The following is a 19,275-nucleotide window of genomic DNA, read 5'->3' as shown; positions in this document are numbered from 1 at the left end:
TGCGTCAGGCTCAGTCCGGCGCGGGTGCGCCAGTCCATCAGGTAGCGGCCGAGTTGGCGGCGCGGCAGTGTGGATCCGGTGTCCTGCATGGGTCCTCCCCATCGAGGGCGGGCCGATCGACCCGCAAACGGGTAGAGCAATGACACTGCCGCGGAAAACATGCTGGGCATTCACACCATCCGGGCCCACCGGCCCGCACCCACCACATCACACCCACAGCAGATGGTTCGCTGATGACACCAAAACACCACCCCAAGAACCCCGAACCCAAACTATCATACTGGAAGGGCCAAATCTGTTCTATATCAACATAATTGGTAACCAAGCCTCAGCAGCGCTGACGCAACCTCAGAGACCTTCCGGGTGCGGGGAAAGCCAGTCTGCGTACCTGTGCCCGAGTTCATCTCGTTCGGCGGTCGTGGGTAGCAGGACGTCCGCACCGCCGTCGTAGGGGTGGTGGATCCGCTCCATGGTCAGATCAGTGATCATGACGCCCGCGGTGGAGTCGTCGGCCACGGCGCGCAGCAGTTCGTCGAGTGCGCCGGGCTGCCAAGGGATCCGGCTGACGAACAAGTGGGTGTAGGAGATGAAATCGGGGTCGGTCTCGGTCGGGTCGTTGCAGACCGAGGTCCAGTAGCGGGCACCGGGATGCCACCGCGTGTGGTCATCCGGTCGCACGCCCGGCTCCGGGCCGTCGGACCAGTCACAGGTGATGAGATAGACCTCTTGCCCCGCGAACAACTCGTTCAGAACCGTGTTGTACCGGTCGAGCACAATCCCGTACTCCTCGGCAGTACCCGGATAACGCGTGGACCCCGGCAAACTGTGAAACCGAACCCACCGATCCCGATAGGCATACTTCAGCTCACCAGCCATCGGCGAACACCCAGGCCAACGGCGTTGCCAGAGTTCCAACAGCCCCTCACCGCGCACCCGCTCACACTATGGCAGGTCGAGTAGGCCCCCACGAACATCCGGCGGCGCGTCCGCTGATCGGGCCGCGGTCCGGTGGTCATGGCAGACGCACCTACGAATGACCTCACGTACTACGACTCAGACCAACCCTGCGCCAGCGGATTCCAGGTACCGGCAGATCTGGTGCCGTCGAGCAGCGGATCGAGGAACACCGCCAGCGCGGCCAGCGCCTCGTCGAGGGCATGTAACCGAGGATCGAGCTTGGCATTTCGCGCTTCGGTCCGATATCCGACCGCCCACTGTGGGCCGGGACTCGCCACCGACAGTGGGAGCGCGAGATTCGCACGCCGTTGCTGTTGGAGTCGTAGCGCAGCGGTGGTGGCAGCAGCATCGATAGGAAAGCGGGCGATGATCAGATGCAGGTCGACCAGATCGTGATAGCGGGTCGAGGGAGTGGCACCAGTGGGGCCGTAGCCCTGGTACATCGCGGCAACCTTGTCGCCCACCTGGTCGGCCAACGACAGCACCTTGAACGCAGGCAGGTCGGAGAAGCCGTCGAGATCGATGATCGAGGTCGGCACGACGTGATCGGTACCAGCCGCGAGGGTGGATCGGATCGACAGGTCGATCGGGAAGCTGTGCAACCTCTTCGGCCCGTAATAGACCTCAGCGGTCAGGCGCGCCGAGTCCAGCCCACCGATGTTGGATTTACTGCGTTTGACCTGAAAGGTGAGCGGATCCAGATCGGTGACCCGGGCCAGGAGACCTTGAAGTTCGGCGATCGCTTCCTCGGCGGTGACATCGGTGCGCATCAAATCAGCGTCTTGGCTGTAGCGGGCGCCTTCGTTGATGCGCACCAGCAATCCACCGCCCCCTTTGAGCACCCAGGGGCTGTCCGGGTCGACGAAGACTCGCGCGAGGAACCTCAACAGGTAGACCTCACGGTGGATCTGCTCAGTGGGGCGACCGGTCCGTGTGGCGACGGAGCTGGCCTTGGCTTTGAGAGACGCCTGAAAGGCAGCGGCATCTCGTCGGGGTGTCTTGGTCAGCGTGGCTCCTGCATGTGGGATGGGTCGACGGCGGCCGGATCGGCGGCCTCGACAGCGAGCAGCGCGTCGACGAGGCGGCTGCCGCCGAGTGCGAGGTGCCTGGCGCCGAGTACTTCGAGAACCGCGCTCTTGACGGCGTTCTGCATTTCCGGCGTCAGCGACCCGACGTCGGGTCGTGCGAGGTCGACCGCGGCGGATGGTACTCCGGCGGTGTGGATGAACGTCCGGACGACCTCGGCGCCGTCGCCGGGCCGGACTCCGTAGTAGTGGGCATAAGGCCTCAGCGCTTCGGCGATATCGGCCGAGGTGGTGCCGCCACTGAGGATGGCGTCGCGCACGACGCTTGCCAGATGCCCACCGTCGGTGTGGGCGGCGGCGAGATCGGTGACGGTGCGCAGCGGGCGGGTGACGGGAAGCCCGTCGACGAGGTACCACTCGTCGGAATCGAGCGTGGCGACATAGAAGGCGACATCATTGCTCCGGCTGCGCCGATGACGGGCGACGGTGAACTGATGAATGTCGGCGTCGAGATCGCCGAACTCCTGCAACGCGGCGGCGGAGCGATGAGACACCACGCCGAGCGGGACCGCGTCGGCGAGCCGAGCGGCGGCGGTCCGGGCCGGTTCCAACGCCAACCACGCCCCGCGAATCGCGTCCAGTGGCGAATCCGGGACACCCGCGATCCGATAGACGCCGTGCAGTATGCGGACCAGGTGCCCACGATCGGTCAACCGTTTGAGTTGTAAAGGTGTCACCCCGAACTCCACCGCCGCCTGTCGGCTGGTGAACAGGCCCCACTGCTCTTCGCCGAGGGCGGCCAGCTCCAGCAGCGGTCCGCTCAACATTACCCAATAATATCAGAACTGCACACAATAATTTCATTCAGGCCGATATTATCGCTCGAGTGATCGAACTAATCGGGCTATCTGGTCCGCTGTTGTCACGGGCGCCGAGCAGACAGAGCTGGGGCCACAACTCAGGCCCGGTATAGCGCTCGGCCGCAACCCCATGCATCCACCGCAGCGATGACCATGTGCGCCCATCGCATTGCTCGCAGGCATCGCCATTGCCGCTATCAGCGGCACGACCCCCCCAACCATCGGCAGACAGATCGGTGTCGATGCGTTTTGGACCTGACGTCAGCGACGCGCCGGAGTCGGATGTCCCCGCGATTGGCGTGTCGCCTCGACACGATCGTCGCCCACCTCATGCACGATGTGCGGGTGGCGGCAGCTGATCTCACTGACTTGTTCTTCGTGCTCGATCTGAGTGGTGTCCTCGCCAACGCGATCCTCGGTGGGGTGCTCGCGCGGGTGGAGCGGTTCGATCCGATCGGCTTCGTGACGCTCGCGATCCTGTCGGGACTGGGTGGCGGGTTGATCCGCGATACGCTGCTCCAGCGGGGGACACCGATTGCGTTGACCGACTACGGGTATCTGTTGGTCGCGCTGACGGGCGCTTTGATCGCCTTCGTATTGCTGATCGAGGGCAAGCTGTGGGATCGGACGTTTCTGTTCGTCGACGCCGCCGCCCTCGGGTGCTGGGCGGCCACCGGCGCGCAGAAGACGCTCGCCGTCGGTCTCGGCTGGCTGCCCGCCATCCTGCTGGGAACGATCACGGCTGTCGGCGGCGGTATGGTCCGCGATATCGTGCTGCGCCGCACCCCACGCATCTTCGGCGGCAACACGCTCTATGCGACGGCCGCGCTGGCGGCGAGCATCGTGATGGTCGCGCTCGCCAGCGCCGGACATCCCACCGCTGGCATGATCTGCGCGACGATCGTGGGGGCCGGGCTGTGCCTCGTCGCGCATTGGCGCGGTTGGACTCTGCCCGAGAGCTTGCCCCGGCGGGCCGGAGGCTGACCGCCGGGGCTGTCGAGTAGATACTCGGACCTGCTGTTATGCGGCCGGTGTCGTCACGGTCGGCTCGGGAGCGGACGTCGGCGCCGGTGTGGTCTCGGCCGGTGGGGTCGTGGTCGGGGTGGGCCGGATCGGGTCGGGGCACTTACCATCCCGCATACCGATCTTGTTGATCTCGTCGGCCGATCGCGGATCGCCCGTGTAGTCCAGTTCGCCCGCGCAGTTGGTGGGTGCACCGCACTGGCCGGGACCGCAGTTGTCGGTGCCGCCCGGCGGCGTCTCCCCGCATTCACCGGGGCCGCAGTGATCGTGGCCGCAGAAGCCCGGCTCGCACGGCGGGAAGTGCTCCGGCGGATGCGGAACGTTCGAGTCCTCATGGTGGCCAGGGGCGTCCGGCTGACCGGCCACCGGCCCGGAGTCTCCGCCGCTTTGCCCAGAACCGGCGTCACTGCCGGAACCCGCATCGCCACCGGTTGCGCCCGAGCCCTCTTGCGGCGCGGCGGAACTCGTCGGCGGTACCTTCTTCGTCACCGAGGCCACGGCCTTCGTCGTCGAACTCGATCCCCCTTCATCGGATTCCGACCCATCCGACGAACAGCCCGCCATCACCAGTGCCATTGCCAGCACCGCCAGCAAAACACCCAACACCACACGTAACCGACTACCGGCCCGCATAATCCGCACCTGTTCTTCCTGATATCACTGGACCGGCGCAGGTGAGAGACCTGCGCCGGATCGACCACACCATGAATCGCCCCCCGACCAGGCGCTCAGTGATCTGTCAACAATCAGAAATCATTCCACTGTCGTCGCCTGCCGGAGCCTCCCAATTCTGGCGACAGCGCAGCGGGCTCGACGCAGGAACGAAGTGCGCGGCGCAGCGGCCAGCAACCGGTGTTACGGCAACGGTAAGCGCAGTTCAGCGCGGGTTTTCACGCAAGATCGGCGGGTGAAGTATTTCGGCTCTACCGCGACGGTAGAGGGCTGCGGGTCGCCCACCGCTCTTGGTGGTTCTTTCTCCGGTCGGGATCAAGAAGTCCTCGACACCGGTGACCTTGCGATGGAAATTGCGGACGTCGAGAGTTTGCCCCCACACGATCTCGTACACATTCCGCAGCTCCGAAATGGTGAAGTGGGCCGGACAGAATGCGGCCGCGATCGTCGTGTACTCCAGATGCCGCCGGGCACGTTCGACCGCGTCGGTGAGGATGCGCGCGTGATCGAACGCCAGATTGGTGCGGCGCCGCAGTACCTGCCGCACCGGCGCCCATTCGGCCGACCGGGCATCGCCACCGGCGACGGGTTCGGGCAGATCGGGGACGATCGCCAGATAGCCGACGGTGATGACCCGGCGGCGCGGATCACGGCGCGGATCACCGTAGGTGTGCAGTTGTTCCAGATGCACGCTCTCCGATGCCAGCCCCGTCTCCTCGGCCAGTTCGCGCCCGGCGGCGGTGTCGAGATCCTCGTCGGCCGATGCGAGGAATCCACCCGGTAGGGCCAGCTTGCCGCGATACGGCTCGATATCGCGCTCGATGAGCAACACTTGCAGTTGGCCCGATCTGATCGTGAGCACGACAAGATCGACCGCGACCGCTACCGCCGGAATCTCCCACTCGTCGTCCATGACCTGAGCCTAGCTAAGGGTCACTTCAACAATAACGATGACCCGTCTCCAGGTACCGATCCCGCTGGAACAGCACGGTTTCGACCAAGCAGCCATAAACTGTCATCTTGACGAAAAGTCAGCCCACCGCTACCGTGGGATTCTCAGAAGAAGGCGGAGGGGAATCCGATGATCGTGATCTTGACTGCACTCGACCTCGAAGGCGCGGCGGTACGAGCCCACCTCGGCGGCCTACGAACTCATCACCATCCGGCGGGCACCGTGTTCGAGGTGGGCCACCTGGCGGTCCTGCCGCAGTGCTCGGTCGCGCTGGCGGTCATCGGCATGGGCACCGCGAACGCAGCGGCCATCACCGAACGTGCGATCGCCGAATTCCAGCCGACCGCAGTACTTTTCGTCGGCATCGCAGGTGGGCTGCGGAATTGGATCGCGCTCGGCGATGTCGTGGTAGCCACTCGGGTGTACGCGTTCCACGGCGGGCGGGTCGACCAGGACGAGTTCCTGGCCCGCCCACGAGCCTGGGACACCTCGCACCGGCTCGTCCAGCTCGCCAAACACGTGAATCGATCCAAGTCCTGGCCCGAAGCCGCGGAAACCACTGCCGCAGTGCACTTCGAGCCCGTTGCGGCAGGCGATATCGCCCTCAACTCGAGCACCGGCCCGGAGAGCGAACTGCTGCATTCGCATTACAACGACGCCGTGGCGATCGAAATGGAGAGCGCGGGCGTCGCTTTGGCGGGGCAACTGCACGATTCGACACCGACGATCGCCGTACGCGGCATCTGCGACCACGCCGACGGCGCCAAACAAGACGCCGACAATGCCGGTTGGCAACCGATCGCGGCACGCAATGCGGCATCGTTCGCGGTCGGGCTCGCCGCCGCGATCGATCACACGCAGAAACCGGCGAGCACCGAACAGCCGCGACAGAATACGGGCCAGCAGCCAGCCATACCCGCGCCGCCCCCGCCGCCCGGACCCACGCCAGCGAATCATGTGACCGCACACCACCGAGGAACGTCCACCGGCAATATCACCGCTGGCGGTTCGGTCGAAATGCGCGATGTCGATATCGCAGGCGGCGACATCGACAAATCGAAACGAACCAATGTCCGCATCGGCGGGTTGATCGCGGCCGGTGTCGCCCTACTTCTGGCCGGTACCACCGGAGTGGTGATCGCCGTCAACCGAGACGATACGTCGAGCGCTTCGGCCGCGTATGGGGTATCGGCGCAGGCAGAGGCGGGCGGTGGCTCGCAGAGTGGGTCCGATGGCGGTGGGTCGGGCGAGGACGCCCCGGCGATGACCCTCGCCGATGAATTCAGCTACTCCAACGACGACGGCTACCGCTATCAGACATCGTTCAGCGTCGATATCTACCAGCCGTGGAAAGACATCAGCAATTCACCACCGGGAGAAGCTGCTTTCAATTTCAACGCCAGCGGCGAGATCACGATCACCAATATGCTCACCGACCGCAATGCGCCGTCGAGTCCGCGTCCGGGCGAGATCTACGCGTGGTGGCCGGTCTCCTCACCGATCTGTCAGCTGGGCCTGTTCCAGCCCGCGTCGATAGCCGTCGCGGGCAATGAAGAACAGCCCGGCTATTGCGGGGGCATCATTGCTGAGGAACGCAGCTTCCATATGTCCTCGATCGGCCCCGGCGAATCGATCACCCTGGACGTGAGTATGGGCATCGGGTTCCGCAGCTATATCGACGAAGCCGATTTCGACGCCCTCGCCCAAGCATTCGCGAACCCCGCCAGCTGGGGTTGGCTGTCCTTCGGCGGTGGCGGCGAGTGCTCGACCGGGCTGTCGTCCTTGATCTGGGTGCACGACAGCGCCGTCGTCGACAAGGGCACCTGCGACGTGCGGTAACCGCTGCCGGTGGATCGGCGCGGCCGACCGGCGTCGATCCACCGGCTGCTACTGCGCGGGTTCGGGCAGCACATCCCCGGTTTCCAGCAGGGTTTTGAGGCTCGACAGAATCGCGGGCCAACCGCCCTGAACTCCCTCGAGTACCCGGCTGCCGGGGTCGAAGCCGTCATGGACGACGGTCAGCTTCACGACCTCACCCTGCGGCTCGATCTCGAAGGTGACCTTGGAGCGTGATTCGGCCGACCATTCCGCGAGTTCGGCCGGGTCCATACCGACCTCGGCGGCGAATTCCGGGCCGATGGTGTGCCAGGTATAGGAGAGTCTGCGCGGCGGTTCGGACTCGAGCACCACTTGCTCCGGGTCCTTTCCGACCCAATTGCCTTGTTTCCAGACCATTTCCGATCCGGTGCGCCAATCGGTGTCGAAGGTGGCGCCCCAGTAGCGGCTGGTGAAGGCCGGGTCGGTGAGGGCCTGCCACAGCTTCTCCGGTGTGGTCTTGATGAAGGTGGTGTAGACGAATTCGGTGTCGCTCATCGGACTTGTCTCCAATGCGGATTTCAGGTCGGCGAGGGTGTGTACCCGCGCGCGGTGATAGCGGTTGATCCAGCGGTCGGCGATGGCATTGATGGGCTCGGCATTGAGATAGTGCAGTTTTTCGCGGCCGCTACGCCGGGTGGTGACCAGGTTGGCGGCCTCCAGGACGGCCAGATGCTTGCTGACCGATTGGCGCGCCATATCCAGGCCCGAGCACAGTTCCCGCAGGCTCTGCCCATTGCGGGCCTGGAGGCTGTCCAGCAGCCGTCTGCGGCTGGGATCGGACAGCGCTTTGAATACCTCGTCCATCGGATTCTCTCGCTTTATGCAGCCATTTGGCTGCATAACCCACCATAGGCAGCCAAACAGCTGCATGTCAACCGCCTTGCGGCAAAGCATTGTGACTGCGAAATGTAGTAGGTATGCTACAAATCATCACCAACCCACGACAGGGAGGGAAACCATGACTGTGGGTGATGGCGTAGTGCTCGATGTCGAGCAGCTGCGCATGCGCTACGGCACCGACGACGTCCTCAATGGCGTCACGTTCCAGGCGAGCCACGGCGAAGTCCTGGTCATGCTCGGGCCCAACGGCGCGGGCAAGACCACAACCATCGAAATCCTCGAGGGGTTTCGCGCACCATCGGACGGCCGGGTCGAAGTGCTCGGCGTCGAGCCGATACACGGCGACGAAGCCTGGCGCGCACGCGTCGGGGTGGTGCTGCAATCCTGGCGCGACCACGGCAAATGGCGGGTGCGGGAGCTGCTGGCCTACCTCGGCTCCTTCTACGGGCCCTACAGTTCCGGCGGAACCGAACGGCCTTGGGACACTGATGAACTCATCGCCGTTGTCGGACTCACCGAACACGCGAACTCGAAGGTCTCCACCCTGTCCGGCGGACAACGCCGCAGGCTGGACGTGGCGATCGGCGTCGTCGGCAAGCCCGAGGTGCTGTTCCTCGACGAGCCGACCGCGGGTTTCGACCCGAAGGCCCGCCGCGAATTCCACGATCTGGTGCACCGGCTGGCCGACGAACAGCAGACCACCATCCTGCTCACCACCCATGATCTGGACGAAGCGGAAAAGCTCGGCGACCGCATCCTGATCCTGGCCGGTGGCCGGATCATCGCCGACGGTTCCGCCGATGAACTGGCGCGTCGGGTCTCGGTGGACGCCGAGGTGCGCTGGACCAGAGACGGCCAGCGATTCGTGCACACCACCGCCGAATCCACCAAATTCGTTCACGAGCTGTTCCAGCAGTTCGGCGCCGATATCGGCGAACTGGAAGTGCGCCGCGGCTCACTCGAGGAGACCTATATGGCACTGGTCCGCCACTACGAATCCGGGGCGGAGCAGGCCGAGATCCACGCCATCGAGGAGGTCGTCCGATGAACCCGACCACGGTCGCAATCCGAGCCGGATTCACCAGGGCCAAGATCGAACTGCGCATGCTGTTCACCAACACCGAGGATCTCGCTGGCATCCTGCTCACCCCGATCCTGCTGCTGATCGTGCTGTTCTTCATGCGTAACAGCACCTTCCAGGAGTCCGGCCTGAAACTCGGCGCGCTGGCACTGCCCGGCGTGCTCGGCATGATCGTCGGCTTCAACGGTCTGTACGGCATCGCCCAGTTCCTGGTCCTCGACCGCGAAGACGGCACGCTGCTGCGAGCCAAGGCCACACCCAACGGCATGATCGGCTATCTCATCGGCAAGATCGGCGCAGGCGCCGGGTCGGTGCTCGCACAGGTGGCTATCCTGCTGGGCGTGGGCATGGTGATCGTGGGAGGCGTGTCGCTCGACAGCGTCGGGTCCTGGCTGACGCTGGCGTGGGTGCTCGCACTCGGTCTGCTCGCCGTGCTGGCGCTGGGCGCGATCATCGGTTCGATCTTCGACGATCCCCGCGGACTGTTCTTCTTCACCATGCCGCTGATGGGGCTCGTCGCCATCTCCGGCATCTTCTATCCGATCACCGGGCTGCCCGGCTGGTTGCAGGTGATCGGGCAGGTGTTCCCGATGTACTGGCTCGGACTCGGTATGCGGTCGGCATTGCTGCCCGGCGAGGCGGAAGCGGTCGAACTCGAACAATCCTGGCGCCATCTGGAAACAGCCGCGGTGCTCGGTGTCTGGTCGGTGGGCGCTCTGCTGATCGCACCGATCGTGCTGCGGCGCATGGCTCGCCGTGAATCGGGTGCGGTGATGGCCGAGCGCAGGGAGAAAGCGTTGCAGCGTGCCTACTGAGGTCATCTACAACCGGATCGCGATGCTGCGCGCCGAGCGCGGCATCTCCCGGCGCGAGCTCGCGGAAGCGCTCGGCGTGCACTACCAGACCATCGGATATCTGGAGCGCGGCGAGTACAGCCCGAGCCTGTATTTGGCCTTGCGGATCGCGGAGTATTTCGAGGTGACGGTGGAGGTGATCTTCTCCACCGCCCCCTTCCCGCGGCTCGGATCGTCCTCGGAAACGGCCTGATTCACGCCGCTGGCCCGCGAAACAGCCGGAACGTCGAATTCGACGCCCTGAGTGCGGACCGTCGGATGACGTCAGTCCTGGTCCCCACGCATGAGCTGGAACATGGAGACCGGGCTGCCGCTCGCCTCGGTGGCGGCGATGGCCTTGCGCCACAGCGATTGCGCGGTATGCGACAGCGTGGCATCGACGCCGACCTCCTTGCTGGCGTCGATGATGTGCTGGGCGCCGGCGTCCATCATCTTCAGCGCCGCCAGGTCACCCCAGCCGCCCGCCTTGGCCTCCTTCGCGTACTCCTCCATGAAGAACGGGTAGGCGGCGGCCGAGCGCACGGCGTACGGCAGGAACTGGTCGACATCGTGACCGGAACGTTCGACCACGGCCAGCGCCTGGTGGTAGGCCAGGATCCACGGGTGGAAGGTGATGAGCAGCGCCTGGTAGAAGACCTGCGCCAGACCGTCATCGGTGCCGAGGTATTCCTGCGGGCTCAATGGGCGCAGCAGCTCGGCGTGCGCGTCGAACACCTCGCGCGGGCCGCTGTAGAAGATGTACGAGGCGGGGTGCGCGATATTGTCGCCCGCCGACATGAACCCGCCGGACAGGAACTGCGCACCGTGCGAACGCACCCAGGCACCGCCTTCGCGTGCCTTCTCCGGTGAATCGGAGGACAGATTCGCGATGACCTTGCCCGCGAGCCGGTCGGTGGCCTGACCGAGGACCTCGTACATGGCGTCGTAGTGGGTCAGGCTCACCACAGTCACCTCATTGGCGTCGAGCGCCTCGGCGACGGAATCGGCGCGCTTGGCGCCGAGCTCCACCATGGCGTCGACCTTGGCGCTGCTGCGGTTCCACACCGTCACCTCGGTGCCCGCGGCGAGGAATGCGCGCACCATCGCCTGCCCCATCGGGCCGAGGCCGATGACCGAAACCGAGGCCGTGCTCTGCTGAGACATGTGTTGATCCTTCGAAAGTCGATACGGTTGTTTGCCTGCGTCGGCATCAATGCTCATTCGCGCAGGTAGGAGCGACAAGACCGCACTTGCGGGTACGGTTGCTTACGTCGAGGTCCGTAACGAGTTCAGGAGGATCCCATGACGATCGGCAGTGACGCGGATCACGACGTATGCGGTATGAGCGTGGCGATCGATGTCGTCGGCGGTAAATGGCGGCTGCATCTGATGTGGGTGCTCAGCGAGGGACCGCGCCGCTTCGGCGAGATCCGGCGGCTGCTCGAGGGTGTCAGCGAGAAGGTGCTCACCGAGAATCTGCGCCACCTCGAAACCTCCGGCGTAGTGCACCGCGAGGTGTTCCCGGAGATTCCGCCCCGTGTCGAATACTCCCTCACCCCGCTGGGCGCCGAACTGGCCGCGGCGCTTCGCCCGTTGGAGGAATGGGGCGAACGGCATCGCGGTGAGCTGTTCGCCAACCTGATGTCGGCGGCCAGTTAGGCGCATCGCGAACCGCGCCGAGCTGTCGTCATGGCAGGGCGCGGCCGTCGAGTTGTTCGGTGGCGATCCGGGCCCCGATCTGTTCGAGCAGCGTCGCGGCGTCGGCCATCGAGCGGGCGGGATCGGGTTCCAGGTCGGTCAGGGTGTAGCCGGTGGTGAAGCCCGCCGTGTGGAGTTCGGTGGTGGTGAGTTCGGTGCGTCCGGCGACGGCGACGGCCGGGATACCTGCCGCTCGGGCGGCGGCGCACACGCCCATCGGAGCTTTGCCGTGCAGGGTCTGGTGGTCGAGGCAGCCTTCGCCGGTGATCACGAGTGTCGCGGATGCGAGCGCGGTGTCGAAGTCGAGGAGTTCGAGCACCACCTCGATACCGCTGCGCAGTTCGGCGCCGAGCACGGCCATGGCGGCGAAGCCGGTTCCACCGGCCGCACCGGCGCCGGGACGTCCGGCGAATTCACGGCCGGAGATCAGCGCCCAATTGTGCAATGCCACTTCGAGGAGCACCATCTCCTGACGGTCGGCGCCCTTCTGCGGAGCGTAGACGGTGACCGCGCCCGATGGGCCGAGTAGCGGGTTGTCCACATCGCTGGCCACGATGAAGTGCGCGGCGGCGACGCCCGGATGCATACCCCTCAGGTCCAGCCGTTTGGCGTCGAGCAAAGCCGCTCCGCCCCTGGGCAATTCGTTTCCGTTCAACCCGATGATGCGCGCGCCCAGAGCCGTCAGCATGCCCGCGCCACCGTCGGTCGACGCGCTGCCGCCGAGACCGAGGACGATCCGACTCGCACCCCGGTCGAGTGCGTGGGCGATCACGACGCCGAGCCCGAAGGTGCTGGAGTCCAATGGCTCTCGCTTACCATCGGGAAGTTTCGCCAGGCCGACCACCGCCGCCAACTCGATGACGGCGGTATCGCCACGCACCGCGTACGAGGTGTCCGAGAGTTCACCCGTCGGCCCGGGAGCCCGCAGCGATACCCGCGACCACCCCGCCGAGACGAACGCGTCGACGGTCCCGTCACCGCCATCGGCCACCGGTACCCGCACCACCCGCACCTCGGGGCGCACCCGCGCAATGCCCGCCGCCAGCGCCGATGCCACCTCGGCAGCGGTCAGCGACCCCTTGAACTTGTCGGGGGCCACAACGAGCGTCGGTACCGACTCCATGCCGAGCATTCTCCGACGCTTCGCCCGCGGCCGCACCACGACCACTGCGCGCGGGTTCTCGGGACGCCTCGGCTCGACCGAATCGAAGCCCTCGCCCGGCTCCCCTCAGTTCCGGTGCCGCACACTGCCGCCGCACCACGACCACCGCGGGCTCTCGGGGCACCTCCGGCTCGACCGAATCGAAACCCTCACCCCGCTCCCCGCAGTTCCGATGCCGCACACTGCCATCGCAATACGGGCTCACCCGGCACGCGCCCGCTGCGATGTGTCCAGCGCGCGCGGGTGGAGTAGCTTCGAGCCCATGTCGACAGAGGTCCGTAACAACACCGCACTGGAACGCTTCGAGATCTACGTCGACGGCGAGATCGCCGGGTACGCGGAGTACCAGGACACCGGCGCCGAACGCGCCTTCGTACACACCGAGGTCTATCCCCAGCACGAAGGCCAGGGCTACGGCCGCATCCTGGTCGAAACGGCCCTGAACCAGACCCGCGCCGACCATCTCGGCGCCCTCCCCATGTGCCCGATGGTGCGCCACTTCGTCGAAACCCGCCCCGAATACCTGCCGATGGTCCCGCACTGGGCGCGCGGGCGACTCGGTCTGCCGCAGTAGGTTTCACGCCCGAGCCCGACCGCGGACCCTGCGGCGGCCGACCATGACATCGGCCGGCCGCTGCGGGGTTCGAGCCGTCAGATCCGGGTCATCGTCGACTCGTACCCGCCGCCGCCGGGGTAGACCCATGCGCCGGTGACCGTGGTGCCCTCGGCGTCGAAGGTCCCCTTGTAGTAGGCCGGACTCCCCTTGGCGCCGCCCCAGATGGTCAGGGTGTCGCCTTCGAGTTCGTAGACGTAGTCGAAGGTGTTGCCGAGGGAGTCGTAGTACCGCGAGTACACATCGGTGCTGGTGGGCTCGCCGAAGGGACGCAGGTTGCCGATGATCTCCACACCCGTGACGGGTTCGCCGTACTGGGTGAGATCGATGTGCTGGTGCAGGAAGAACCGGCCGGGCATCCATTCGTAACGCACGGTACCTTCCGCGCCGCCGGTGACCTTCCAGGTCCCGACCAGACGGTCCAGGGCCTTGACCTCGGGGCTGGGCTGCTGCTGGGTGTCGTTCATTTCATCCTCCTGTGGTGGGTTCTTGCAGCTACCTCGGAGCCGGACCACCGACTTCGACAACCATCAGATGTGATCTGAATCACTCCGCGAAGATGTCGAGAAGGGGCGAGCGACTCCGAGGTAGCAGCGAACTACCGTGACCACCAACATCGACCGCGGAGGATCCACTATGAAATACCTGCTGCTCGGCTACACCCCGGCCACCGGATGGGACGCCGCCACCGCCGATTCCCCCTCGGAGGAGGCGCTGGCCGCCTTCGCCACCTATCAGCGACTGGAAAAGGAACTGTTCGCCTCCGGAGAACTCGTGAGCACCGAAGGTCTCGGCCATCCGGCGACCAGCACCACCGTCCGCGCCACCCCGGACGGCGTAGCCGCGACCGACGGCCCGTTCGCCGAATTGAAGGAGGTACTGGCCAGCTTCGCCGTGATCGAGGTGACCGGCCATGAACGTGCCGTCGAGATCGCCACCCGCATCGTCGAGGCGCTCGGCGAACCGATCGAGATCCGACCGATCATGGGCGAGGATTTCACGGCATGACACCCGCGATCGAGGACCTGCTGCGCACCGAGGCACCGCAGGTCCTCGGCGCGCTGGTCCGCCGTTTCGGACGTTTCGACATCGCCGAGGACGCGGTACAGGAGGCGCTGCTCACCGCCGCGCAGACGTGGCCGAACGAAGGCATCCCCGAGAATCCGCGCAGCTGGCTCATCAGGATCGCCTACCGCCGGATGGTCGACCTATTGCGCGCCGACCAGGCCAGACACCGCCGTGAACTGCACGCCGGGGCCGCCGAGCTGGCCATGGCCGAACCCGCGCGGGCCGCGCGAACCACCGACACCGACGACAGCCTCACCCTGCTGCTGTTGTGCTGTCACCCCGCGCTCGGCCCCACATCCCAGGTGGCGCTCACCCTGCGCGCGGTCGGCGGTCTCACCACCGCCGAGATCGCCCGCGCCCACGGCACGACCGAGGCCACCATGGGCACGCGGATCAGTCGCGCCAAACAGCAATTGGCCAAGGCCGGCGCCCGCTTCACCCCGCCGACCGAGCACGACCGCGACGACCGTATGGCCTCGGTGATGCGGGTGCTCTATCTGATCTTCAACGAGGGCTACACCGCAACCACCGGCACCGAACTCGCCCGCGTGGACCTGACCCATGAGGCCATCCGGTTGACCCGCATGTTGCACGCCACGCTCCCCGACGACGCGGAGGTCGTCGGCCTGCTCGCCTTGATGCTGCTCACCGAAGCACGCCGCGATGCCCGCACCGATGCGGGCCAACTGGTCCCGATGGAGGAGCAGGACCGCGCGCGGTGGGATCGCGCCTTGATCGATGAGGGCACCGCACTCATCGACAGCGTCTGGCAGCAGGGCGAGGCGGGCCCGTATCGAATCCAGGCCGCGATCGCCGCCGTGCACGCCGCGGCGGCCGCACCGGACCAGACCGACTGGCCCCAGATCGCCATGCTCTATCTGTGGTTGGAACGGCTCACCCCCACCGCGCCGGTTCAGCTCGGCCGGGTCGTTGCGGTGGCCCGAGCGTATGGCCCCGCGCGCGGCCTCGCCCTGCTCGACGACCTCGATCGGCGTCACCACCTGGACCGGAATCCGCTGACCCAGCAGCGGGAACGAGCCGTGCGCGCTCATCTGCTGATGCAGAGCGGCGAGACGGCGGCCGCGGCCGCACTGTTCCGGCAGGCCGCCGATATGACGAGCAACGAGGTCGAACAGCGCTATCTACGCGATAAGGCCGGCGATCTCGACTGAGCCGCGTCCAGCGATCTCGACTGAGCCACGTCCAGCGATCTCGACTGAGCCCCGTTCAGTACGCCGCGACGGCTCCGTCCAAGGCCTGCTGCAAATCGCTGCGAACCAGCCGCGCGATCTCGGCGGGCCGCGCGGGCAGGTCGGTGATCGGCACGCGGAAGTAGAAGCTGGCCGACTTCGCTTCCTCTTTGGTCGGCTCAACGGCGGGATCGGCGCGCGGTCCGTAACTGAGGCCGATGCTGAGCAGTGCGGGTTCGGTGCCGAGCTTCATGGTGCGGAAGGCGATATGGCCGATGCCGCTGCCGATCGATTGCACCTGTGTCGGATCGACGTCGTTGCAGGTGCCTTCGGGGAAGACCGCGAGACCGTCGCCATCGTGCAGACGTTCGGCGCAGATGTCCATCATGCGCTGGCCCGCGGCGTTCACCGCGCGCAGGCCGTGATCGCTACCGCGGAAGACGGGGATGCCGCCCATCATGTCGATCTTGCGGCGCTGATCGCGTTCGAGGAACAGTTCGTCCTTGGCCAGCACCCGCACCCGGCCGATGAGCGGACGCAGTTCGCTGCGCCAGGCGGCCGCGGCGACGGTGTAGGGATCGAGCTGGGACAGATGGTTGATGGCGATGAGCAACGGTTTGCCCGCACGGACCAGTTCCGCGACCCGCGCCCGCGCGCCGGCGGCATAGCTGATGCGCGGCCGGAAACGCCGCCCGAGCAGCGCATATGCCGCGCGCGCCTGGAACCGCCGCTGCTGATGGGAGCGGTAGTAGTCGTACACGGCATCGCTGTTGTCGAGGACGACCTCGGGCGGTTGCATGACGCCGACTCTACGACGCTGCTGCGGCCGCTCGACGACCATGTTGATCTTGTCACGCCCGGATATGAGTTTTCCCGCGACACGGAACGTGAAGACAAGCGGCGCGACGGCGCGATAACTGCGATGATGACGGAGTGGCACGCGCAGAAGACCCGGATGATCGGAAAACTCGCGGCGGGCGCGGCGGTGGCGATGAGCACGGCCGGCGAAGTTCCCACCGCGGCGAACAACTGGTCCGCGCGGGCACATTGCTGGTGTCCTCGACCGAACTCGTGGAGCCGACCTTCCGGCGCACGGTCATCTACATCATCGAACACAACGACGCGGGCAGCCTCGGCGTGGTCATCAACCGGCCGAGCGATACCGCCGTGCACGATGTGCTGCCGCAGTGGGCGGAGGTCGCCGCGGCGCCGCGCACCCTGTTCGTCGGCGGTCCGGTCAAACGCGATGCCGCGCTGTGTCTCGGCACGCTGCGGGTCGGCGCATCGATCGACGGCGTCGACGGACTGCGGCGCATCGACGGCCGGGTGGTGCTGATCGACCTCGACAGCGACCCGGCGGAGATCGCCCCGCTGGTGGAGGGAATCCGCGTCTTCGCCGGTTATGCGGGCTGGACCTTCGGCCAGCTCGAGGGCGAACTCGAACAGGACGACTGGATCGTGCTCTCCGCCCTGCCCGGCGATCCCATCACCACCCGCCGCACCGACCTGTGGGGGCATGTCCTGCGCAGGCAACCGCTGCCGCTGTCGCTGCTGGCCACACATCCGATCGAGGTCGAGCGCAACTGAGCTCGTCTCCCGCATACGCCGACGATCCCCCGCCGAGGCAGGGGATCGAGGGTGAGCGGATCAGCTGGCCTGCCGTTTGAACAACGCCATGGACCACAGGTAGCCGACCGTCGCGATACCTACGCACCAGGCGAGCGCGATGATCCCGTTGGCGCCGATCTCGGTGCCCATCAGCAGTCCGCGAATCGTTTCGGTGATCGGGGTGAACGGCTGGTACTCGGCGAACCAGCGCAGCACGGTCGGCATGGTGTCGGTGGGGACGAGGCCGCTGCCGAGGAACGGCATCAACACGATCGGGAAGGGCATATTGCTCGCGCTCTCCGGGTTCGGCGCGGCGAGCCCGAACCCGACGGCCAGCCAGGTGAACGCGAACACCACGAACAGCAGCAGCCCGATCACCGCCACCCATTCCACCGGGGTGGCGTCGGGGCGGAAGCCCATGAGCGCGGCGGCCCCGAGCATCCCGGCCATGGCGAGCGCCGCCTGGATGAGCGTGCCGATCACATGTCCGGTCAGCATCGCCGACTGCGCGATGGCCATCACCCGGAACCGGTTGACGATGCCCTTGGTCGCATCGGTGGCGAGCGACACCGAAACCGATACGGTCAGATAGGCCGGGAGCAGCAACAACATGCCCGGCGCCAGATAGTCGATGTAGTTCGCGCCGGGTGCCAGACCCGCTTCCAGCGCGCCGCCGAAGACATAGTTGAAGATCACCATGAGCACGATCGGCATGATCAGGATGCTGAAGGTCATGCTCGGATAGCGCCGTACATGCAGCAGATTGCGGCGCAGCATGGTCCGCGAGTCCGCGATGACGCGGCTGAACGAATTGGACTGCACTGGCAGGGTTGCGGTGGTCATCGCACGGGCTCCTTGTCCGCGACGGGGGATCCGGTCAGGGTGAGGAAGACATCGTCCAGGTTGGGTGTGTGAACCGAAAGTCCTTCGGCGGGGATATGGAATTCGTCGAGCCGGTCGAGCACGGCGCGCACCGAACCGATGCCGCCGTCACTGGGCACGGCGAGGGTGAGCTCGTCGGCGACCGGGCGGGCAGCCGATCCGAAGGCCGTGGCGGCCGCGTCCAGATCGGCGTGATCGGCGAATTCCAGGCGGATATGGCCGCCGGGCACGAGCCGTTTCAGCTCCGCCGCGGTACCTTCGGCGACGATGCGGCCCTGATCGAGCACGGCGATGCGGTCGGCGAGCTGATCGGCTTCCTCCAGGTACTGGGTGGTGAGGAAGACGGTGACGCTGTAGTCGTCGACCAGTTCGCGGATGATCTCCCACATCGACCGCCTGCTGCGCGGGTCGAGTCCGGTGGTCGGCTCATCGAGGAAGATGATGCGCGGATCGCCGACCAGGGTCATGGCCAGGTCGAGCCGCCTGGTCATCCCGCCGGAGTAGGTGGATGCGGGTTTGTCACCGGCCTCGGTGAGATCGAAACGTTCGAGCAGGTCCGCGGCGAGGGCGCGTCCGGCCCGCCGGGGCAGATGGTTCAGATCGGCCATCATCGTCAGGTTCTCGCGGCCGGTGAGCAGTTCGTCGACGGCGGAGAACTGTCCGGTGACGCCGATCGCCGAGCGCACCGCGTCGCGGTCGACGGCCAGATCGTATCCACCGACCTGCATCTCACCGCCGTCGGCGCCGATCAGTGTGGTGAGGATCTGCACGGTGGTCGTCTTGCCCGCACCGTTGGGCCCGAGCAGGGAGAAGATCGTGCCTTCCGGCACGTTCAGATCGATGGCGTCGAGTACCACCTTGTCGCCGTAGGCCTTTCGGAGCCCGGAGACCCAGATCGCCGATGCGCGTCCACCTGTGGACATGGCTCTTCCT

General features: G+C 66.2%; 22 protein-coding genes. 10 read left to right on the top strand and 12 right to left on the bottom strand.

What is annotated here, in order from left to right:
- Window positions 1-348 precede the first annotated feature (348 nt).
- The 3 genes from QH168_RS00885 to QH168_RS00875 form a co-directional block, all read right to left on the bottom strand.
- On the bottom strand, window positions 349-876 hold the full coding sequence (locus QH168_RS00885; protein WP_432421006.1) for a DUF3885 domain-containing protein: 528 nt from the start codon (window positions 874-876) through the stop codon (window positions 349-351).
- A gap of 170 nt (window positions 877-1,046) precedes the next feature.
- The gene (locus QH168_RS00880) at window positions 1,047-1,844 is read right to left on the bottom strand and encodes a nucleotidyl transferase AbiEii/AbiGii toxin family protein (protein WP_280232420.1); all 798 of its coding nucleotides are present in this window, start codon (window positions 1,842-1,844) and stop codon (window positions 1,047-1,049) included.
- 116 nt (window positions 1,845-1,960) lie between these two features.
- Window positions 1,961-2,809, bottom strand: coding sequence for a type IV toxin-antitoxin system AbiEi family antitoxin domain-containing protein (locus QH168_RS00875; RefSeq protein ID WP_280232419.1), 849 nt, complete (start codon window positions 2,807-2,809; stop codon window positions 1,961-1,963).
- A gap of 315 nt (window positions 2,810-3,124) precedes the next feature.
- On the opposite strand from QH168_RS00875, the gene QH168_RS00870 reads away from it, so the two are divergent.
- The gene (locus tag QH168_RS00870; RefSeq protein ID WP_280232418.1) at window positions 3,125-3,826 is read left to right on the top strand and encodes a trimeric intracellular cation channel family protein; all 702 of its coding nucleotides are present in this window, start codon (window positions 3,125-3,127) and stop codon (window positions 3,824-3,826) included.
- A gap of 36 nt (window positions 3,827-3,862) precedes the next feature.
- On the opposite strand, the gene QH168_RS00865 is transcribed toward QH168_RS00870, so the two are convergent.
- Together QH168_RS00865 and QH168_RS00860 are read right to left on the bottom strand one after the other, a co-directional pair.
- On the bottom strand, window positions 3,863-4,498 hold the full coding sequence (locus QH168_RS00865) for a hypothetical protein (protein ID WP_280232417.1): 636 nt from the start codon (window positions 4,496-4,498) through the stop codon (window positions 3,863-3,865).
- Window positions 4,499-4,742: 244 nt separating this feature from the next.
- Complete coding sequence (locus QH168_RS00860; RefSeq protein WP_280232416.1) at window positions 4,743-5,450, bottom strand: NUDIX hydrolase; 708 nt, start codon at window positions 5,448-5,450, stop codon at window positions 4,743-4,745.
- Window positions 5,451-5,630: 180 nt separating this feature from the next.
- On the opposite strand from QH168_RS00860, the gene QH168_RS00855 reads away from it, so the two are divergent.
- Entirely contained in the window at window positions 5,631-7,328 is a 1,698-nt protein-coding gene (locus QH168_RS00855) for a 5'-methylthioadenosine/S-adenosylhomocysteine nucleosidase (RefSeq protein ID WP_280232415.1), read from the top strand.
- A gap of 48 nt (window positions 7,329-7,376) precedes the next feature.
- On the opposite strand, the gene QH168_RS00850 is transcribed toward QH168_RS00855, so the two are convergent.
- The gene (locus QH168_RS00850; RefSeq protein WP_280232414.1) at window positions 7,377-8,171 is read right to left on the bottom strand and encodes an ArsR/SmtB family transcription factor; all 795 of its coding nucleotides are present in this window, start codon (window positions 8,169-8,171) and stop codon (window positions 7,377-7,379) included.
- A 154-nt stretch (window positions 8,172-8,325) separates the two neighbouring features.
- Here QH168_RS00850 and QH168_RS00845 point away from each other — a divergent pair, with 154 nt between their 5' ends.
- From QH168_RS00845 to QH168_RS00835, 3 genes are read left to right on the top strand one after another with little or no spacing between them, the layout of a single operon-like run.
- Window positions 8,326-9,255: an ABC transporter ATP-binding protein gene (locus QH168_RS00845; RefSeq protein ID WP_280232413.1), complete on the top strand. Its 930-nt coding sequence runs from the start codon at window positions 8,326-8,328 to the stop codon at window positions 9,253-9,255.
- Window positions 9,252-10,103, top strand: coding sequence for an ABC transporter permease (locus QH168_RS00840; protein WP_280232412.1), 852 nt, complete (start codon window positions 9,252-9,254; stop codon window positions 10,101-10,103). The genes QH168_RS00845 and QH168_RS00840 overlap by 4 nt, the downstream gene beginning before the upstream one ends.
- Complete coding sequence (locus QH168_RS00835) at window positions 10,093-10,335, top strand: helix-turn-helix transcriptional regulator (RefSeq protein WP_280232411.1); 243 nt, start codon at window positions 10,093-10,095, stop codon at window positions 10,333-10,335. The genes QH168_RS00840 and QH168_RS00835 overlap by 11 nt, the downstream gene beginning before the upstream one ends.
- 71 nt (window positions 10,336-10,406) lie before the next feature.
- Here QH168_RS00835 and QH168_RS00830 read toward each other — a convergent pair whose 3' ends face one another.
- A complete protein-coding gene (locus QH168_RS00830; protein WP_280232410.1) occupies window positions 10,407-11,342 on the bottom strand; it encodes an NAD(P)-dependent oxidoreductase in 936 nt (311 codons plus the stop codon).
- An 81-nt stretch (window positions 11,343-11,423) separates the two neighbouring features.
- On the opposite strand from QH168_RS00830, the gene QH168_RS00825 reads away from it, so the two are divergent.
- Entirely contained in the window at window positions 11,424-11,780 is a 357-nt protein-coding gene (locus QH168_RS00825; protein ID WP_280232409.1) for a winged helix-turn-helix transcriptional regulator, read from the top strand.
- A gap of 28 nt (window positions 11,781-11,808) precedes the next feature.
- Here QH168_RS00825 and QH168_RS00820 read toward each other — a convergent pair whose 3' ends face one another.
- Window positions 11,809-12,942 (bottom strand): glycerate kinase family protein, encoded by a 1,134-nt coding sequence (locus QH168_RS00820; RefSeq protein WP_280232408.1) that lies wholly within the window; start codon window positions 12,940-12,942, stop codon window positions 11,809-11,811.
- 301 nt (window positions 12,943-13,243) lie between these two features.
- Between QH168_RS00820 and QH168_RS00815 the strand changes: the two genes are divergently transcribed.
- Window positions 13,244-13,555 carry a GNAT family N-acetyltransferase gene (locus QH168_RS00815; protein ID WP_280232407.1) on the top strand — a complete coding sequence of 104 codons (312 nt, stop codon included), beginning with the start codon at window positions 13,244-13,246 and terminating at the stop codon, window positions 13,553-13,555.
- Window positions 13,556-13,632: 77 nt separating this feature from the next.
- Here QH168_RS00815 and QH168_RS00810 read toward each other — a convergent pair whose 3' ends face one another.
- Window positions 13,633-14,061 (bottom strand): hypothetical protein, encoded by a 429-nt coding sequence (locus tag QH168_RS00810; protein WP_280232406.1) that lies wholly within the window; start codon window positions 14,059-14,061, stop codon window positions 13,633-13,635.
- Between the two features lie 169 nt (window positions 14,062-14,230).
- Between QH168_RS00810 and QH168_RS00805 the strand changes: the two genes are divergently transcribed.
- Window positions 14,231-14,602 (top strand): YciI family protein, encoded by a 372-nt coding sequence (locus QH168_RS00805; RefSeq protein ID WP_280232405.1) that lies wholly within the window; start codon window positions 14,231-14,233, stop codon window positions 14,600-14,602.
- Window positions 14,599-15,834: an RNA polymerase sigma factor gene (locus tag QH168_RS00800; RefSeq protein ID WP_348537562.1), complete on the top strand. Its 1,236-nt coding sequence runs from the start codon at window positions 14,599-14,601 to the stop codon at window positions 15,832-15,834. Before QH168_RS00805 ends, QH168_RS00800 begins: the two co-directional genes overlap by 4 nt.
- A 55-nt stretch (window positions 15,835-15,889) precedes the next feature.
- On the opposite strand, the gene QH168_RS00795 is transcribed toward QH168_RS00800, so the two are convergent.
- Window positions 15,890-16,651, bottom strand: a complete 762-nt coding sequence (locus QH168_RS00795) for a lysophospholipid acyltransferase family protein (RefSeq protein ID WP_280232404.1) — start codon at window positions 16,649-16,651, stop codon at window positions 15,890-15,892.
- A 134-nt stretch (window positions 16,652-16,785) separates the two neighbouring features.
- Here QH168_RS00795 and QH168_RS00790 point away from each other — a divergent pair, with 134 nt between their 5' ends.
- Window positions 16,786-17,439 (top strand): YqgE/AlgH family protein, encoded by a 654-nt coding sequence (locus tag QH168_RS00790; RefSeq protein WP_280232403.1) that lies wholly within the window; start codon window positions 16,786-16,788, stop codon window positions 17,437-17,439.
- A 60-nt stretch (window positions 17,440-17,499) separates the two neighbouring features.
- On the opposite strand, the gene QH168_RS00785 is transcribed toward QH168_RS00790, so the two are convergent.
- Window positions 17,500-18,303, bottom strand: a complete 804-nt coding sequence (locus tag QH168_RS00785; protein WP_280232402.1) for an ABC transporter permease — start codon at window positions 18,301-18,303, stop codon at window positions 17,500-17,502.
- Window positions 18,300-19,265: an ATP-binding cassette domain-containing protein gene (locus QH168_RS00780; RefSeq protein ID WP_280232401.1), complete on the bottom strand. Its 966-nt coding sequence runs from the start codon at window positions 19,263-19,265 to the stop codon at window positions 18,300-18,302. The genes QH168_RS00785 and QH168_RS00780 overlap by 4 nt, the downstream gene beginning before the upstream one ends.
- Between the last annotated feature and the right edge of the window lie 10 nt (window positions 19,266-19,275).

Source organism: Nocardia cyriacigeorgica, assembly GCF_029868385.1.
Taxonomy (GTDB): Bacteria; Actinomycetota; Actinomycetes; order Mycobacteriales; family Mycobacteriaceae; genus Nocardia; species Nocardia cyriacigeorgica_F.
The sequence above is the reverse complement of the archived record's forward strand: the minus strand, read 5'-3'. Positions and strand labels throughout refer to the sequence as shown.

Bases quoted from the DNA above. Each gene is read 5' to 3' on its own strand.
- QH168_RS00885 (WP_432421006.1), bottom strand. From the start codon at position 876: ATGGCTGGTGAGCTGAAGTATGCCTATCGGGATCGGTGGGTTCGGTTT.
- QH168_RS00875 (WP_280232419.1), bottom strand. From the start codon at position 2,809: ATGTTGAGCGGACCGCTGCTGGAGCTGGCCGCCCTCGGCGAAGAGCAG.
- QH168_RS00870 (WP_280232418.1), top strand. From the start codon at position 3,125: ATGTCCCCGCGATTGGCGTGTCGCCTCGACACGATCGTCGCCCACCTC.
- QH168_RS00865 (WP_280232417.1), bottom strand. From the start codon at position 4,498: ATGCGGGCCGGTAGTCGGTTACGTGTGGTGTTGGGTGTTTTGCTGGCG.
- QH168_RS00860 (WP_280232416.1), bottom strand. From the start codon at position 5,450: ATGGACGACGAGTGGGAGATTCCGGCGGTAGCGGTCGCGGTCGATCTT.
- QH168_RS00850 (WP_280232414.1), bottom strand. From the start codon at position 8,171: ATGGACGAGGTATTCAAAGCGCTGTCCGATCCCAGCCGCAGACGGCTG.
- QH168_RS00845 (WP_280232413.1), top strand. From the start codon at position 8,326: ATGACTGTGGGTGATGGCGTAGTGCTCGATGTCGAGCAGCTGCGCATG.
- QH168_RS00840 (WP_280232412.1), top strand. From the start codon at position 9,252: ATGAACCCGACCACGGTCGCAATCCGAGCCGGATTCACCAGGGCCAAG.
- QH168_RS00830 (WP_280232410.1), bottom strand. From the start codon at position 11,342: ATGAGCATTGATGCCGACGCAGGCAAACAACCGTATCGACTTTCGAAG.
- QH168_RS00825 (WP_280232409.1), top strand. From the start codon at position 11,424: ATGACGATCGGCAGTGACGCGGATCACGACGTATGCGGTATGAGCGTG.
- QH168_RS00820 (WP_280232408.1), bottom strand. From the start codon at position 12,942: ATGGAGTCGGTACCGACGCTCGTTGTGGCCCCCGACAAGTTCAAGGGG.
- QH168_RS00815 (WP_280232407.1), top strand. From the start codon at position 13,244: ATGTCGACAGAGGTCCGTAACAACACCGCACTGGAACGCTTCGAGATC.
- QH168_RS00810 (WP_280232406.1), bottom strand. From the start codon at position 14,061: ATGAACGACACCCAGCAGCAGCCCAGCCCCGAGGTCAAGGCCCTGGAC.
- QH168_RS00805 (WP_280232405.1), top strand. From the start codon at position 14,231: ATGAAATACCTGCTGCTCGGCTACACCCCGGCCACCGGATGGGACGCC.
- QH168_RS00800 (WP_348537562.1), top strand. From the start codon at position 14,599: ATGACACCCGCGATCGAGGACCTGCTGCGCACCGAGGCACCGCAGGTC.
- QH168_RS00795 (WP_280232404.1), bottom strand. From the start codon at position 16,651: ATGCAACCGCCCGAGGTCGTCCTCGACAACAGCGATGCCGTGTACGAC.
- QH168_RS00785 (WP_280232402.1), bottom strand. From the start codon at position 18,303: ATGACCACCGCAACCCTGCCAGTGCAGTCCAATTCGTTCAGCCGCGTC.
- QH168_RS00780 (WP_280232401.1), bottom strand. From the start codon at position 19,265: ATGTCCACAGGTGGACGCGCATCGGCGATCTGGGTCTCCGGGCTCCGA.